Consider the following 16968-nt stretch of genomic DNA (forward strand, 5'->3'; position numbering starts at 1 on the left):
TTCCGCCGTTTTTCCACTGAACAGGCCCGCTTCGGCGGGCCTGTCTTTTGCATGCCCGGGCGACGTGTAGGATCGGCTGGTGGGCACCACCTGATCGCCCGCGCCCACCAGCCTCCGCGGGCGGTTCCCCATAGAGGACCCGCAGAATGAGCACGATCGAATCGTTGCACCGCGCACGCCTCCACCCGACCGTACGGGTGGACTCTGACGCGAACGGTGCCGGCGACTGGCTGTACATGCACGCCGACCACGCCACCGGCATCCGCCCCTGTTTCCGCACCGAGTTGATGCACGACATGTGGTCGATGCTGTCGGAGGTCGGCGCGTCGCGCGATGCGTCCGCCAGCCCGCTGCGTCACATCGTGCTCGCATCCGACGCACCGGGTGCATTCAACCTCGGCGGCGATCTCGCGCTGTTCGCGAGCCTGATCCGCGCGGGCGATCGCGACGGACTGATGAACTACGCGACGCGCTGCATCGATGGCGTGCATCTGCTGCACGACGGGCTGGGCGGCGACACGCGCACGATCGCGCTCGTGCAGGGCGACGCACTCGGCGGCGGCATGGAGCTGGCGTTGGCGTGCCAGGTCATCGTGGCCGAGGAAGGCACCGAGATGGGCTTGCCTGAGGTGCTGTTCGGCCTGTTCCCGGGCATGGGCGCCTACTCGTTCCTGAGCCGCCGCGTGGCGCCGCACCAGGCCGAGCGGCTGATCCTCGAGGGCCGCATCCTGCCCGCCGAAGAGTTGCATCGCATGGGCATCGTGGACGTGCTGGCGCCCAAGGGCGAAGGCGAGCGTGTGGTGCGCGAGCTGATCCGCCAGGAACAACGTGCCCCGCATGCGCACGTCGCGCTCAATCGCGTGCGTCGCGCCGCGAAGGCGGTGAGCTACGAGGAGCTGCTGGACATCACGGCGATCTGGGTGGACGCCGCGCTGAAGCTCGACGACCGCTCGCTGCGCACGATGGAGCGCATCGTCCGCGCGCAGGCGAAGCGTTCGGCGCGCTGACGCTCAGTCCGACCGCGACGCAGGATCGCTACGCCCGCCGCGGCTTCGCCGCGCTGCGAGGATGTCGCGCCCTTGCGTCAGGCGTTCCCGCAGGCTGTCGAGGCGCAGCCGCCATTCGCGGGAAAGCTGCCAGTCCGGCAGGCGCATCATTTCGCCTGCGAGCAGCGAAAGCCGGACGAGGCCGACGTTCCCCGCCACGCCTTTGACGGCGTGCGCGTGCTCGCGGACTTCGGTCCAGTCACCCTGCATCGCGCACTGTTCGATAAGCGCGATGCCGCGTTCGGCGTCGGCGAGGCACTCGCCGGTGAACTCGCGCTCGAACGCATCGCCCATGCCGATCGAGGCCAGCTCGTCGAGCACGGCCGGATCGAACACCGTGTCGTCGCCCCGCTCCACCGGCGCGACGGCCGGCTTGGCGGGACGGGCGACGCCGGTATCGCGTTCGGCGATGTCGGCTAGCACGTCGAGCAGCTTCGTGGTCGACACAGGCTTCGCGAGGAAGCCCCACGCACCGGCGTCGTGGCAGGCCTGGATGGCCGCCGGCGTGACGTCGGCGCTGAGGATGACGACCGGCGTGCGGACGACGTTGCCCGCCTCCATCACCCGCAGGTGGCGGAGCATGTCGACACCGCTCATGCCCGGCATGTGCAGGTCGCAGATCACGAGGTCGAAATGGGATTCGGCGAGGAGGTCGAGCACTTCCTCGGCGCCGTCCACACAGGTCGAGCGGTGGCCGGCCTTCTGCAGCAGGCGCTGCAGCACCATGCGGTTCGCCGCGTTGTCGTCCGCGACCAGCACGTGCAGGCCGCGGACGCGCGCGCGGTGGCGCAGGAACGGATTGCTGAAGGCGATGACGTTCTCGCCCAGCGGTGCATCGCCGCTCGCCGTTGCAGCGGCCTCGCCCGCGACCGGAGCGACCGGCGCGGCGACCGTCTGGAACGGCAGCTGGACCCAGAACCGCGTGCCCTCGCCTTCGGTGCTTTCGAAGCCGATCGTGCCGCCCATGGCTTCGGTCAGGCCCTTGGCGATCGTCGTGCCGAGGCCGGTGCCGCCGTAGCGGCGTGCGAGGCCGGCGTCGGCCTGTTCGAATGCGTCGAACAGGCGACGGCGCATCGCGGTAGGAATGCCGATGCCGGTGTCGATCACCGTGAAGCGGAGGCGCGTGCGCTGGACGTCGATCGCGGCCGCGTCGACCTGCACGGTGACCGAGCCACGGTCGGTGAACTTGACCGCGTTGCCGACCAGATTGATCAGCACCTGGCGCACGTGCGCGGCATCGCCGACCACGCGCTCCGGCACGTCGTCGCCGACCAGCACGCGGTACTCGAGATGCTTGGCGCGCGCCTGCGGTTCGAGGATCAGGCCGACGCCGCCGAGCAGCTCGCGGACGTCGAAGTCCGCCGAGTGCAGTTTGAGCTTGCCGGCCTCGATCGCGGAGATGTCGAGCACATCCTCGACGAGCCCCATGAGCGTGCGCGTCGACGCCTGGATCGTGCCGAGGCATTCCCGTTGCTCGGCGTCGAGCTCCGTCGCGGCCAGCACTTCGGTCATGCCCGCGAGGCCGTTGAGCGGCGTGCGGAACTCGTGCGACATGTTCGCGAGGAAGCGGCTCTTCGCCTCGTTCGCGCGTCGCGCCTCCTCGGTGGCGCGCGTAAGCGCCGCCAGCAGGCTGGTGAGGTACATCGGGATCGCGACGAGCCCGACCAGCAGGCCGACGCCCAACGGCAGGTTCGACTGCCAGTACGGCGAACGCGCGAGCACGAGGCCGAAGGACACGAACGCCGCCGCGACCGCGCCATTGAGATAGCGACGCCCGAAGCGCAGGCCATTGCCAACCGTCACCCACATGATCAGCACGTAGACCCAGGCGATCGGCTCGCCCATGCGGATCATTGCGGCCGCCATCAGGCCGTAGTCTGCGGCCATGCCCACCAGGCGGCGCGCGTGGTTCTTCGACGGCGAGACGTACAGCCACGCGAGGATCACGGCGCCGATGACGAAGCCCGCCATCGTCATCGCCATGACGTCGTAGTACGCCGGGGAATGCGAGTCGTGCGGGCCGATCAGCAGGTAGGCGAGCACGACGCCCAGCGCCGCGATGCGCACCGTCGCCTGGCCGTGCTCGCTGTCCTCGCGAGTGGCGAAACGCTGGCGGATGCGGCGCAGTGCGGCGATCACGTCGGCCGGCCCTGCGGATAGCGGAAGCTCTCGCAGAGCGCCTCCAGCTGGCGTCGCGCGGAGACCAGCACCTGCACGCACTGCGGGTCGAACAGGCGGCCGCGCTGCGCGTACAGATGCGCGAGCGCCGCGTCGATCTCCCACGCGTGCTTGTAGGGCTGCTCGGAAATCAGGGCGTCGAAGACGTCCGCGACGGCGACGATGCGCGCCTCGATCGGAATCGCGTCGCCGACCAGGCCATGCGGATAGCCGCTGCCATCGAAGCGTTCGTGATGGCTGAGCGCGATGCGCGCGGCGAGTTCGAGGAACGGCGTGCCGCTGCCCGACAGCAGCTCATGGCCGATTTCGGGGTGGCGACGCACCAGCGTCATCTCGTCGTCGGACAGCGGGCCGGGCTTGTGCAGCACGGCGTCGGGCAACGCGATCTTGCCGATGTCGTGCAGCGGGGTCGCCTGCTCGAGCAGGCTGACCTCGTCGTCGAACAGGCCGACGCCGCGCGCGATCATGCCGGCGACCGCCGACATGCGCTGCAGGTTCGGATGCGTGCCGCCGTCGCGGTATTCGATTGCACAAGCGAGGCGCGTCAGCATCTGCCGCTCGCGATCGGCGATCTGTGCGAGCGTCGTCTGCAGGCGGTGTTCCAGCGACAGGGCACGCTGCTTCACGTTCTCCGACTGCTGGCGGAGCTGAAGCAGGTTGCGGCAGCGGGCACGGAGCTCGCGCGGGCGCACGGGCTTGACGAGGAAATCGATGACGCCGGCGTCGAGCGCGGCCTGGCGGATCGGCTCGTCGCCCACCACCGTCACGAGGATGATCGGGATGTCGCGATGGCGCGGAAGACGACGGAAGCGGCGCGCGAACTCGAGCCCGTCGATGCCGGGCATGCGGTAGTCGAGCAGCAGCAGGTCGGGGTCGTTCGAGGCGCACCAGTCCAGCGCGGCCTGCGGCTCGCCAAAATCGTGGACGCTCAGCTCGGCGCCGATGTCCTCGATGATGTGGCGCAGCATCGTGCGTGCGCTGGTCTGGTCATCGACGATGACGACATTCATTGGACCATCCGTTGGCGAGGGGACCGGTACGGCGGCTGTGGGACCGAGGATAGCGCGCCGCCACCGCCGTGGCACCGCGCCTGCCTCTCGACTATCGGCCGCCGGGCCGACGTACTTGAGCGCAGGGTCAGCCCGCGTGCTCGGGTCGCATGTACGGGAACAGCAGGACGTCGCGGATCGACGCGCGATCCGTGAGCAGCATCACGAGCCGGTCGATGCCGATCCCGAGGCCGCCCGTCGGCGGAAGGCCGACTTCGAGCGCGCGGATGTAGTCGGCGTCGAAGTGCATGGCCTCGTCGTCCCCACCCTCCTTCGCGTCGACCTGCGCTTGGAAGCGCGCGGCCTGGTCTTCGGGATCGTTGAGCTCGGAGAAGCCGTTCGCCAGCTCCTTGCCGCCCACGAACAGCTCGAAGCGGTCGGTGAGCTCCGGATCGACGTCATTGGCGCGCGCGAGCGGGCTGACCTCAACCGGATGGTCGGTGATGAAGGTCGGCTGCACGAGCGTGTGCTCGACCGTCTTCTCGAAGATCTCGAGCAGCAGCTTGCCCCAGCCGTAGGACGGCTTGATCTGGATGCGCAGCCGCGCGCAGTGCTGGCGCATCTTCTCGAGGTCGCGCAGATCCTCACGCGCGATCTCGGGATTGTGTTCGAGCACCGCGTCGGTCATCGACCAGCGACGGAATCGCGGGCCGAGATCGATCGGCACGCCTTCCCATTCGATCGCCGTCGTGCCGAGCACGTCCTGCGCGCAATGGCGGATCACGTCTTCCGTCAGATCCATGATCTCGGTGTACGTGGCATAGGCCTCGTACAGCTCGAGCATCGTGAACTCGGGGTTGTGACGCGTGGACACGCCTTCGTTGCGGAAATTGCGGTTGATCTCGTAGACGCGCTCGAGGCCGCCGACGACGAGACGCTTGAGATACAGCTCGGGCGCGACGCGCAGGTAAAGCTCGAGATCCAGCGCGTTGTGATGCGTGACGAACGGCTTCGCCGTCGCACCGCCGGGGATGTAATGCATCATCGGCGTCTCGACTTCGAGAAAGCGGCGCGCGTCGAGCCACGCACGCATCGCACGGATGATCTTGCTGCGCTTGACGAAGACGTCGCGCGATTCCGGCGTTACGATCAGGTCGACGTAGCGCTGGCGGTAACGCTGCTCGATGTTGGCCATGCCATGGAACTTGTCCGGCAGCGGACGAAGCGCCTTGGTCAGCAGTCGAAGCGACGCCGCCTTGACCGACAGCTCGCCGGTGCGCGTTCGCGTGAGTTCGCCTTCGACGGCGACGATGTCGCCGAGGTCGAGGTTCTTGAAGACGTCGAACGCGTCGCCCAGCAGGTCCTTCTTCAGCCACAGCTGCACGCGGCCCGACTCGTCCTGGATCTGCGCGAAGCCGGCCTTGCCCATGTCGCGCTTGAGCAGAACGCGACCGCCCAATGCAACGCGGCGCGGCTCCGCTTCGAGCGATTCCGCGGTCCAGCGTTCGGCATCGGCGAATTCCGACTGCAGATCGCCCGCGAAGTGCGCGCGCTTGAAGTCGTTCGGGAATGCGATGCCGCCCTCGCGAAGCTGCGCGAGTTTCGCGCGCCGCTCGGCGATCAGGAAGTTCTCGTCGGTCGGCGGCGTGGCGGTGGTGTCGGTCATCGGAGGTTCGCTGCGGAGCCCGGCGTCGCGCCGGGCGATCGTTTCGGAAGAAAGGTGACTGTAGCGGGCGACGCGCCTCCGCGACGGCGGAGGCGCGCACGATCAGGCGGCGTCGACGCGTTTCGAACCGACCTCGAGGCCGGCCTTGAGGCTGGCTTCGACGAATTCGTCGAGGTCGCCGTCGAGCACCTTCTGCGTGTCGCTGCGCTCGATGCCGGTGCGCAGATCCTTGATGCGCGACTGGTCGAGCACGTAGTTGCGGATCTGGCTGCCCCAGCCGATGTCCGACTTGGTCGCTTCGACCGCGTCGCGCTCGGCGTTGCGCTTCTGGATCTCGAGTTCGTAGAGCTTCGCGGCAAGCATCTTCATCGCGTTGTCGCGGTTCTGGTGCTGGCTGCGGCCGGTCTGGCACGCCACCACGATGCCCGTCGGCACATGCGTGATGCGCACCGCCGATTCGGTCTTGTTGACGTGCTGGCCGCCGGCGCCGGACGAGCGATAGACGTCGGTCTTCAGGTCCGCCGGATTGATCTCGATGTCGATGTTGTCGTCGATCTCGGGCGACACGAACACCGAGGTGAAGCTCGTATGCCGGCGGTTGTCCGAGTCGAACGGCGACTTGCGCACGAGGCGATGGACGCCGGTTTCGGTCTTGAGCCAGCCGTACGCGAAATCGCCTTCGACGCGCAGCGTCGCCGATTTGATGCCCGCGACGTCGCCGCCGCTGGCTTCCATCAGTTCGGTCTTCCAGCCGCGCGATTCGCACCAGCGCAGGTACATGCGCAGGAGGATTTCCGCCCAGTCCTGCGCTTCGGTACCGCCCGCGCCCGCCTGGATGTCGACGAACGCGTTCGCGCTGTCCATCTTCCCGGAGAACATGCGGCGGAACTCGAGCTGTTCGACGTCCTTCGCGTAACGCTCGACGTCGTCGACCACCGCGTTGGCGGTGTCCTCGTCGTCTTCCATTTCCGCGAGTTCCAGCAGCTCGTTCGCGCCGACGAGGCCGTCGGTGAGGCTGCGGATGCCGTTGACGACCTTGTCGAGCGAGGCGCGTTCGCGGCCCAGGGCCTGCGCGCGCTCGGCGTCGTTCCACACGTCGGGGCTCTCGAGCTCCCGGTTCACTTCTTCCAGACGTTCGACCTTCTGGTCGAAGTCAAAGATACCCCCTAAGCGAATCCAGCCGACCGCGGAGGTCGGCGATTCGCTGGCGGACGGGATTGAGCTCGATCATGTCCGGTGCAATGCCATCAAAGGAACCGGCGATTCTACCAATGCCGGTGGCCTTCGATGCCGCGAAACGCCTGCTCCGGGCGGCACGCCGTCGCGTTCTCTTCAGCGGAACCGGAACCCCGCATTGCGCGTGACCGGCGCGTACGGGCGGATCGGGCCATAGCCGCTGCTGCTCCCGTAGCCCGTGCCGAAGCCGCTGCCGAAGCCGCCGCTGAAGTCGCGGTTGCGGCGGGCGCGCATGCGTTCCTGCAGGTCCTGGCGGCGGCTGTCGAGCCAGTCCGCGCGGCCGACCTTCACCGGGTCCAGGCCGCGGCGGGAGGCCTCGCGGTCGCGGAATTCGACGAAATCGTCGTAGGCGTCGAGTTCGTGGCGCAGTTCGCGCGCGCAGAGCTCGATCATGATCGCGTCGTCGACGAAGCCGAGCACGGGCACGCTGTCGGGGATCGCGTCGGCCGTCGCGGCGAAATACACCAGCGCGGCGCGGACGTTAGAGGCGTCGCTTTCGCCGAGCGCCCAGCCCTCGTCGCGCATCATCGCGATGAGGTTGTCGAGCACCAGCAGCCGCTCTTTCACGAATTCCGGCGGGTTGCTCTCGTGCGCCCTGGTCAGCATGTCGGTGGCGGCGCTCACCACCTGCGCGTTGGTCAGGTCGGCCCCGCGCTGGCGGGCGATGTCGGCGGCGCGGGCGAAGTGCTTGAGGTCATCGTCGGACAGGTCGATGTTGACGGTCAGCGGCATCACACGTCCTCCGGGAGGCGACAGCCTCAGGGTATGGACGCGCCTGCCGGCTGCCTACTGCCCCTTGGGGCATCCGGCGCGCCTGCTGGGGCCGGGCCTCAGGCCGATTCGCGGTGCGTGACGACGAGCTGGATCGCGTCGCCGCCGCGGTAGTCGTCCGGCTCGAGGCGATAGGCCAGTCGTACGCGCCCCGGCGGCGGCGTGCCGCGCCAGCCCCCGAACTCGATCGCGTTCAGCCGCAGCCCGGCGAGGCCGAGTTCGAGCTTGAGATGGCGTTCGCCGACGACGCGCCAGTTCAGCACGTCGAACTCGCCGTCGAACTGGGGCTCCGGGAACCCCTGCCCCCACGGCCCGCCGTCGCGCAGCGCGTCGGCGCAGCGGCGCGCGAACTCGTCGGGCGCGAGTTCGCCATCGCTCAGCACTTCGGCCTGGAGTAGGTCGGGCGTGAGCAGCGAGGCCGCGACGTCCTGCATCGCCGACGAGAACTCCGCGAAGCGCTCGCTGCGCAGGCTGAGCCCCGCCGCCATGGCGTGGCCACCGAACCGGTCCACCAGCGACGGCCGGCGCGACGAGACCGTCGCTAGCGCGTCGCGGATGTGGAAACCCGGCACCGAGCGCGCCGAACCGCGCAGCAGGTCCGACCCCGGCGCCGCCGGCGCGAACGCGACGACCGGCCGATGCAACCGTTCCTTGATCTTCGATGCGACCAGACCGACCACGCCCGGATGCCATTCCGGATCGAACAGGCACACCGCGTGCGGAAGATCGCCACCGGGCAGTTCGACGCGCGCCAGCGCGCGCTCCGCCTCGTCGACCATCTGCTGCTGCACCGCGCGGCGCTCGCCGTTGATCTCGTTGAGCAGCTGCGCGATTTCTCGCGCCCGTGCGAGGTCATCGGTAAGTAGGCATTCGATGCCGAGCGACATGTCCTCCAGTCGCCCCGCCGCATTGATGCGCGGCGCTACCGCGTAGCCGATGTCGGCTGCACCGAGTCGCGCAAGTTCCCGCTGCGACACCTCGACGAGCGCACGCAGCCCCGCGCACACCTGTCCCGCCCGCATGCGACGAAGCCCCGCCGCCACGAGCGCGCGATTGTTCGGATCGAGCTGCACCAGGTCGGCGACGGTGCCGACCGTGACGAGATCGAGAAGCTGCGTTAGGTCCGGCTCGTTCGCGCCGAGACGCCCCTGTTCGCGCAGATGGCGACGCAGCGCGAGCAGCACGTAGAAGATCACGCCCACGCCGGCGAGCGCTTTGCTCGCGAACTGATCGCCGCGCACGTTCGGGTCGACGATCGCGTCGGCCGGCGGCAGTGCTTCGCCCGGCAGATGGTGATCGGTGACGAGCACCTTCCATCCCCTGCCCTTTGCGGCGCTCACGCCCGCATGGCAGGCGATGCCGTGGTCGACGGTGACGACGAGGTCCGGCTGCATCGGCGCGAGTTCGTCGACCATCGCCGGCGTCAGGCCGTAGCCGTGCACGATGCGGTTCGGCACCGCGTACGACACGCGCCGCGCGCCGAGCATGCGCAGGCCGCGCACGCCGACCGCACAGGCCGTCGCGCCGTCGCAGTCGAAATCGCCGACGACGACGATGTGCGCGTCGGCATCGATCGCATCGGCGAGCAGTCGCGTCGCCGCGTCGAGCCCGCCCATCGTTTCCGGCGGATGCAGCTGCGCGAGCTTCGGTCGCGCGTGTTCGAGCGACGTCGCGCCGCGCATCGCGTACACGCGTGCAAGCACCGGGTGCAGGTCGCGCGCCCAGTCGCCGGGAATCACGACCGGACGGCGCACAAGTCGAGCGGTATAGCGGCTCATGCGTCGTCGCGTTCGGCCAGGACGCGCAGTGGACGCTTCCAGACTCGCAGCGACTGCGACCGCCGCAGCTCGAACCGTTCACCATCCGCCCACAGCAGCCGCAGCGTCCGGATGCGTTTGCTCGCAATCGCCGCGAGCGCAGGGTCGATCCAGCCGCTGCACAGGCCGTCGAGGCGACGCGCGTGGCGGAGGTCGAACGCCGCATCGGCCTCGGGAACCGACCACGACTCGACGGGCGCCGTCTTCGCACCGGCCCGCTGCGCGAACGCATGGACGGTGGCATCCAGCGAATGGATCGCGGCGTACGACGTGCGTACCTGGTCCGGCAAACGCCCTGCGCCCCAGAACCAGATCGAATTCACGGGCGCGAGGCCGCGCTTGAGGCGGTCGGCGTTGACCGGGCTGTGGTGCAGCAGCACCTGCGCTTCGGACATCAGCGCACGCCAGCGGCGCCCCTCCGGCCCCTGCGGCATCTGTTCGAACAGATCGGTGCCGAGCGCATCGTCGGGCGACGGGAACGTCGGCAATGGCGAACCGGGCTGCAGACGCAGATACCACGCGTTCGGTCCGCCGGCGTCGATCGGCATCCCCGCATCGCCGAACAGCGGACGCAACGGACGCAGCAGCGCTTCGGTCGCCTGCGCATCGAGCGCGAGCATCTCGCCAATCGCGAGGAGTCGCGCGCCGTTGATGTCGGCGCGCACGTAGGCGGGATCCGCGCGCAGCCACATCGCGTCGCCGGCGTCGCCACAGTCGGCCTGTCGCGTCACCGCCGCCGCGGGCCAGCCGCGCGGCAGCACCTCGAACAGCGTTTCGATGCCGGAATCGCCGCGCGTGCGATCCGCGCGTCCGAACGCGCGCGCCACCGTGTCGGGCAGCGCTTCGCCTGCGAACCGCTCGCGCGGCGGCAGGACGAACGCAACGTCAACGGCGCGCGCAGGCATGGCTCAGCCGACGTAGCGGACGCTCATGATTTCGTATTCGCGCGTGCCGCCCGGCGCCTCGATCGTGATCGTGTCGCCCTCGTGCTTGCCGATCAGCGCGCGTGCGACCGGCGACGAGATCGCGATCAGGCCTTGTTTGATGTCGGCTTCGAGGTCGCCGACGATCTGGTAGGTCTTCTGCTCGTCGGTGTCGACGTCGGCCAGTTCGACGGTCGCACCAAACACGACGCGCGCGCCGGCGTTGAGCTTGGTGACGTCGATGACTTCCGCGTGCGACAGCTCGCCTTCGAGCTGCTTGATGCGGCCTTCGATGAAGCCCTGCTGCTCGCGGGCGGCGTGGTACTCGGCGTTTTCCTTGAGGTCGCCGTGTGCGCGCGCTTCCGAGATCGCATTGATCACGGCCGGGCGCTGCACCGACTTCAGGTTCTCGAGTTCGGCGCGCAGACGCTGCGCACCCTGGGCGGTGATCGGGGCTCTCATGGGATTCCTCAGTGGCGACCGGCGTCGTGCGCCGGCGTCAGCGTTCGTTGGGGCGATTGTGCCGTGTCCGGGCCGCCAAGCGCAGCCCGAGAAACGCGACCGGCCGCACGCGGCGGCCGGCCGGGTCATGCGACGGGCGGATCAGGCGATGCTGGCGTGGAGTTCCTGCAGCGACCAGACCGGGCCGGTGCCGCGGTATTCCAGCGACTGCAGCAGCGCACGCGCGCCGGAGACCGTCGTCGAATAGGTGACGCGGTGCTGCAGCGCTTCGCGGCGGATCGAGAACGAGTCGGCGATCGCCTGGCGCCCTTCCGTCGTATTCACGATGTAAGCGATCTCACCGTTCTTGATGAGGTCGACGACGTGCGGGCGGCCTTCGATCACCTTGTTCACGATCTCGCACGGAACGCCGTTCTCCTGCAGGAACGCCGCCGTGCCTCGCGTCGCGACCACGGTGTAGCCGCGCGCGACCACTTCGGCGGCCACCGGCAGCACGCGCTGCTTGTCCGGATCACGCACCGAAATGAAGACCTTGCCCTCCGACGGAAGCGCGCGGATGCCCGCAGCTTCGTGTGCACGCGCGATGGCTGCGCCGAAGTTACGGCCGACGCCCATCACTTCGCCCGTCGAACGCATCTCCGGCCCGAGGATCGGGTCGACGCCCTGGAACTTCGCGAACGGGAAGATCGCTTCCTTTACCGAGAAGTAGTCGGGGACGATTTCCTTCGTTGCGCCCTGCTCCGCCAGCGTCATGCCGGCCATGCATCGCGCCGCGATCTTCGCGAGGGGCATGCCGATCGCCTTCGAAACGAACGGCACCGTGCGCGACGCGCGCGGGTTCACTTCGAGCAGGAAGATGGTGTCGCTGCCGTCCGTCTCGTGCTGGATCGCGAACTGCGTGTTCATGAGGCCGACGACCTTGAGCGCACGCGCCAGCGCGACGACCTGCTCGCGCAGCTTGTCCTGCGTCGCCTTCGACAGCGAATACGGCGGCAGCGAGCACGACGAGTCGCCGGAGTGCACGCCGGCCTCCTCGATGTGCTCCATGACGCCGCCGATCAGGACGTTGCCGTCCTTGTCCGCGATGACGTCGACGTCGACTTCGACCGCGTGATCGAGGAAGCGGTCGAGCAGCACCGGAGAGTCGTTGGACACCTTGACCGCATCGCGCATGTAGCGCGCGAGGTCGGAGTCGGCGTGCACGACTTCCATCGCGCGGCCACCCAGTACGTAGCTCGGGCGGACGACCAACGGATAGCCGATCTCGCGCGCCAGCGTCAGCGCTTCTTCCGCGCTGCGGGCCGTGCGGTTCGGCGGCTGCTTCAGGCCGAGGTCGTCGACGAGCTTCTGGAAACGCTCGCGGTCCTCGGCGAGGTCGATGCTGTCCGGCGAGGTGCCGATCACCGGCACACCATTGGCTTCCAACGCGCGCGCGAGCTTGAGCGGCGTCTGGCCGCCGTACTGCACGATCACCCCGAACGGCTTTTCGAGATCGACGATCTCGAGCACGTCCTCGAGGGTCAGCGGCTCGAAGTACAGGCGGTCGGAGGTGTCGTAGTCCGTCGACACGGTTTCCGGGTTGCAGTTGACCATGATGGTCTCGAACCCGTCCTCCCGCAGTGCGAGTGCCGCGTGCACGCAGCAGTAGTCGAACTCGATGCCCTGCCCGATGCGGTTCGGGCCGCCGCCGAGCACGATGATCTTCTTGCGATCGGACGGATTGGCTTCGCACTCGTCCTCGTAGGTCGAGTACATGTAGGCCGTTTCGGTCGCGAACTCGCCCGCGCACGAGTCGATGCGCTTGTAGACCGGACGCACGCCGAACGCGCGGCGCAGCACGCGCACGGCGGCTTCGTCGGTGCCCGTGACCTGCGCGATGCGCGCGTCGGAGAAACCCATGCGCTTGAGCGCGCGCATGCGACGCGCATCGAGCGAGGCGAGACCGGCATCGGCCAGTTCGCGCTCCGCCTGCACGATCTCTTCGATCTGGTCGAGGAACCAGCGGTCGACGTGCGACAGCGCGTGCACGTCCTCGACGCTCATGCCGGCGCGGAATGCGTCGCCGATGTGGAACATGCGCTCGGGACCCGGCTCCTTGAGCTCGCGGCGCAGAGTGGCGAGATCCTCGTCGCTCGACAGGTCGAGGCCCGTGGGATCGAGACCGACCTTGCCCGTCTCGAGCCCGCGCAGCGCCTTCTGCATCGACTCCTGGAAGCTGCGACCCATCGCCATGACCTCGCCCACCGACTTCATCTGGGTGGTCAGGCGGGCGTCGGCTTGCGGGAACTTCTCGAACGCGAAGCGCGGAATCTTGGTGACGACGTAGTCGATCGAGGGTTCGAAGGACGCCGGCGTCTGCCCGCCGGTGATCTCGTTGCGCAGCTCGTCGAGCGTGTAGCCGACCGCGAGCTTCGCTGCGACCTTCGCGATCGGGAAACCCGTCGCCTTCGATGCCAGCGCCGACGAGCGCGACACGCGCGGGTTCATCTCGATCACGACGACGCGGCCGTTCTGCGCATTGACGCCGAACTGCACGTTCGAGCCGCCGGTGTCCACGCCGATCTTGCGCAGCACGGCGATGGACGCATCGCGCAGGCGCTGGTATTCCTTGTCGGTCAGCGTCTGCGCCGGCGCGACGGTGATCGAGTCGCCGGTGTGCACGCCCATCGCGTCGAAATTCTCGATCGAGCAGACGATGATGCAGTTGTCCGCCTTGTCGCGGACCACTTCCATCTCGAACTCCTTCCAGCCCAGCACCGATTCCTCCACAAGGATCTCGTGCACGGGCGACAGTTCGAGGCCGCGCTTGGCGATCTCCTCGAACTCTTCCTTGTTGTACGCGATGCCGCCACCCGTGCCGCCGAGCGTGAAGCTCGGACGGATGATGGTCGGGTAGCCGACGGTCGTCTGGATCTGCACGGCTTCGTCGAAGCTGCGCGCAACCGCGGCCTTCGGACATTCCAGCCCGATCTCCGCCATCGCCACGCGGAACAGCTCGCGGTCTTCCGCCATGCGGATGGCGTCACGCGAAGCGCCGATCAGCTCGACGCCGTACTTCTCCAGCACGCCGTTGTCTGCGAGGTCGAGCGCGCAGTTCAGCGCGGTCTGGCCACCCATGGTCGGCAGCAGCGCGTCCGGCTTTTCCTTGGCGATGATCTTCTCGACCGTCTGCCAGTTGATCGGCTCGATGTAGACCGCGTCCGCCATGTTGGGGTCGGTCATGATCGTCGCGGGGTTGCTGTTCACCAGCACCACGCGATAGCCCTCGTCGCGCAGCGCCTTGCAGGCCTGCGCACCCGAGTAGTCGAACTCGCACGCCTGTCCGATGACGATGGGGCCCGCGCCGATGATCAGCACGGTCTTGATGTCGGTGCGCTTGGGCATCGTGTCCTCAGTACAGTCGGTTCTGCCACCGCGACGGCGGCAGCCAGGTGATTCGATCCGGATCGGTCGCGTCGACGGCGCCGTGGCGCACGGCGTCGCGGATCGCGGCCTGCATGTCGCTCCAGCTCGCAGCATTCGCGCCGATGCGCGCGCCGAGCAGGTTGTTGTGCGCATCCATCGCGCGGGCGCTGTTGCCCTGCCCGCCGCGTTCCATCACGGCGGTGACCCATTCGACGCAGCGCGGTGACGTCGTGTACGCGACGATCGCGCTCGCAAGCGAGTGGCGATACGCGTCCGCCGGGCCGTTACGACCGCCCGGAAGATCCGCCTGGAAGAACTGCGTGTACGTCGCCGCGAGTACGAACGCGGGATACGCGCCGAGCACCAGCAATGCAACGGCCCAGCGACGCCAGCGACGGCGACGCGTGCGGCCGTCGGCAGCGCTGGCTGCGCTCAACGCGAGGACTCCATCGCGGTGATGAAGCGATCGAACAACGGCGCGACGTCGTGCGGACCGGGGCTTGCTTCCGGGTGCCCCTGGAAGCTGAAAGCCGGCGCGTCGGTCACAGCGATGCCCTGGTTTGACCCGTCGAACAACGAGCGATGCGTGACGCGTACATTCGCCGGAAGCGTGGCCTCGTCGACCGCGAAGCCGTGGTTCTGGCTGGTGATCAGCACGCGACCGCTGTCGACGTCCTGCACTGGATGGTTCGCGCCGTGATGGCCGAACTTCATCTTCAGCGTCTTCGCGCCGACCGCGAGGCCAAGAATCTGGTGGCCGAGGCAGATGCCGTAGAGCGGCAGCTTGCGCGACAGGAACTCGCGCGTCGCATCGATCGCATACGTGCACGGCTCCGGATCGCCCGGACCGTTCGACAGGAACACGCCGTCCGGATTCATCGCGAGCACATCCGACGCCGGCGTCTGCGCGGGCACGACGGTCACGCGGCAGCCGCGCGAAGCGAGCATGCGCAGGATGTTGAGCTTGATGCCGAAGTCGTAGGCGACGATGTGGAAGCGGCCATCGGTCGTCGCGAACGCATCCGTGTCGAGATCGAGTTCCGTGTCGCGCCATTCGTATGGCGTGCGCGTGCAGACCTCTTTCGCGAGGTCCATGCCCTTGAGGCCCGGAAACTTGCGTGCGGCTTCGATCGCGCGATCGGCGTCGATCTCGCCCGCCATCAGCGCGCCGTTCTGCGCGCCGCGGTCGCGCAGGATGCGCGTGAGCTTGCGGGTGTCGATATCGGAAATCGCGACCACGCCCTTCGCCGCCAGCCACTCCGGCAGCGAGAGCTGCGACCGCCAGTTGCTCGGGCGCTTGGGCACGCGGCGCACGATTAGGCCGGCCGGCCAGACGGTCTTGGCCTCGTCGTCCTTGTCGGTCGTGCCGGTGTTGCCGATATGCGGATAGGTCAGCGTGACGATCTGCCGCGCATAGGACGGGTCGGTCACCACTTCCTGGTAGCCGGTCATCGCCGTGTTGAAGACGACTTCGCCGACGGACAGACCGGGCGCGCCTACGGAAACGCCCTCGAAGATCGTTCCGTCTTCGAGCGCGAGGATGGCAGGTTGATTCACGGGGGACGCCTGTGCAGCTGCGGGATGCCTCGCCGTGCAGGCGCTGGATCGCGGCTGCAGAAAATCGCGGACGCGGTGCGGGACCGGTCCGACGATGGGCTTCAGGCGAGCGGGAATTCTAGACGGCCGGGGCCTTCGGCGCCAGCGGCCGTTTCACGTTTTGCGGTGAAAACGTCGTCAGTCGAGCAGATCGCCGACGCGGTAGGCGCCCGGCGCGCGGCCGTGCAGGCGTCGCGCAACGTGAAGCGCACCGCGCGCGAAGATGTCGCGGTTGGTCGCACGGTGGACCAGTTCGATGCGCTCGCCGGCCGTGGCGAACTGGACCGTGTGCTCACCCACAATGTCGCCTGCCCGCAGCGAGGCGTAATGCGGCGACGCCCCGCCCGCTTCCGCGCGCGCGCCGAGTGCGAGCGCGGTGCCCGACGGCGCGTCCTTCTTGTGGATGTGGTGCGCTTCGACGATGTCGCAGTCCCAACCGGCAAGTACCTTGGCGGCGCGCTCGACGAGATCGCCAAGCACGGCGACGCCGAGACTGAAATTCGCCGCCCAGACCACGGGGATGGTCATCGCCGCCGCGTCGATGGCGGCGCGCTGCGCGTCGGAAAGACCGGTCGTGCCGGACACCAGCGGCACGCGACGGCGAACGCACAGGTCGAGCACCGCGTCGAAGGCTTCGGGCAGGCTGAAATCGATCGCGACGTCGAAATCCGGCGCGGAGTCGAGCGAAGCGGCGGTGACGGAGGTCGCGCCTGCAGGCAAGTCGTCCGGCGCGCTCCGTGCTGCCGCCGCGACCACGCGGAGATCGTCGCGCTCGCGCGCGAGCCGTATGAGGGCTTGGCCCATGCGGCCGGACGCGCCGTGGATCAGCAGTCGGGTGGGTTCATTCATCGCGGGCAGGCTAGCGGCCGTCGACCTGTG

General features: G+C 68.4%; 13 protein-coding genes. 1 reads left to right on the top strand and 12 read right to left on the bottom strand.

Annotation, left to right across the window (positions count from 1 at the left end):
- Positions 1–146: 146 nt before the first annotated feature.
- Positions 147–1007 (top strand): crotonase/enoyl-CoA hydratase family protein, encoded by an 861-nt coding sequence (locus EVS83_RS05830; RefSeq protein WP_133500087.1) that lies wholly within the window; start codon positions 147–149, stop codon positions 1005–1007.
- A gap of 3 nt (positions 1008–1010) precedes the next feature.
- On the opposite strand, the gene EVS83_RS05835 is transcribed toward EVS83_RS05830, so the two are convergent.
- From EVS83_RS05835 to dapB, 12 genes are all read right to left on the bottom strand, one after another.
- Positions 1011–3185, bottom strand: coding sequence for an ATP-binding protein (locus tag EVS83_RS05835; RefSeq protein ID WP_133500088.1), 2175 nt, complete (start codon positions 3183–3185; stop codon positions 1011–1013).
- A complete protein-coding gene (locus tag EVS83_RS05840; RefSeq protein ID WP_133500089.1) occupies positions 3182–4234 on the bottom strand; it encodes an HD domain-containing phosphohydrolase in 1053 nt (350 codons plus the stop codon). The genes EVS83_RS05835 and EVS83_RS05840 overlap by 4 nt, the downstream gene beginning before the upstream one ends.
- A gap of 127 nt (positions 4235–4361) precedes the next feature.
- Positions 4362–5879, bottom strand: coding sequence for a lysine--tRNA ligase (lysS, locus tag EVS83_RS05845; RefSeq protein WP_133500090.1), 1518 nt, complete (start codon positions 5877–5879; stop codon positions 4362–4364).
- Positions 5880–5981: 102 nt separating this feature from the next.
- Positions 5982–7110 (bottom strand): peptide chain release factor 2 gene (gene prfB, locus EVS83_RS05850; RefSeq protein WP_133500091.1). Its coding sequence is split into 2 segments (ribosomal slippage): positions 5982–7034 and positions 7036–7110, totalling 1128 coding nucleotides; the frame shifts between segments, so codons are not numbered across the junction.
- A 101-nt stretch (positions 7111–7211) separates the two neighbouring features.
- Entirely contained in the window at positions 7212–7847 is a 636-nt protein-coding gene (locus EVS83_RS05855; protein ID WP_133500092.1) for a YkvA family protein, read from the bottom strand.
- 98 nt (positions 7848–7945) lie between these two features.
- Positions 7946–9664 carry a single-stranded-DNA-specific exonuclease RecJ gene (recJ, locus tag EVS83_RS05860; protein ID WP_133500093.1) on the bottom strand — a complete coding sequence of 573 codons (1719 nt, stop codon included), beginning with the start codon at positions 9662–9664 and terminating at the stop codon, positions 7946–7948.
- Entirely contained in the window at positions 9661–10608 is a 948-nt protein-coding gene (locus EVS83_RS05865) for a phosphoglycerate mutase (protein ID WP_133500094.1), read from the bottom strand. Before EVS83_RS05865 ends, recJ begins: the two co-directional genes overlap by 4 nt.
- Before the next feature lie 3 nt (positions 10609–10611).
- Positions 10612–11088 (bottom strand): transcription elongation factor GreA, encoded by a 477-nt coding sequence (gene greA, locus EVS83_RS05870; protein WP_133500095.1) that lies wholly within the window; start codon positions 11086–11088, stop codon positions 10612–10614.
- A 141-nt stretch (positions 11089–11229) separates the two neighbouring features.
- The gene (carB, locus tag EVS83_RS05875; protein ID WP_133500096.1) at positions 11230–14472 is read right to left on the bottom strand and encodes a carbamoyl-phosphate synthase large subunit; all 3243 of its coding nucleotides are present in this window, start codon (positions 14470–14472) and stop codon (positions 11230–11232) included.
- A gap of 7 nt (positions 14473–14479) precedes the next feature.
- Positions 14480–14929 carry a DUF6973 domain-containing protein gene (locus EVS83_RS05880; RefSeq protein WP_133500097.1) on the bottom strand — a complete coding sequence of 150 codons (450 nt, stop codon included), beginning with the start codon at positions 14927–14929 and terminating at the stop codon, positions 14480–14482.
- Complete coding sequence (gene carA / locus EVS83_RS05885) at positions 14926–16050, bottom strand: glutamine-hydrolyzing carbamoyl-phosphate synthase small subunit (RefSeq protein ID WP_133500098.1); 1125 nt, start codon at positions 16048–16050, stop codon at positions 14926–14928. The genes EVS83_RS05880 and carA overlap by 4 nt, the downstream gene beginning before the upstream one ends.
- A gap of 177 nt (positions 16051–16227) precedes the next feature.
- Complete coding sequence (dapB, locus tag EVS83_RS05890) at positions 16228–16938, bottom strand: 4-hydroxy-tetrahydrodipicolinate reductase (RefSeq protein WP_133500099.1); 711 nt, start codon at positions 16936–16938, stop codon at positions 16228–16230.
- Positions 16939–16968 lie beyond the last annotated feature (30 nt).

The sequence above is a fragment of the Cognatilysobacter terrigena genome (assembly GCF_004361065.1).
Classification (GTDB): Bacteria; Pseudomonadota; Gammaproteobacteria; order Xanthomonadales; family Xanthomonadaceae; genus Cognatilysobacter; species Cognatilysobacter terrigena.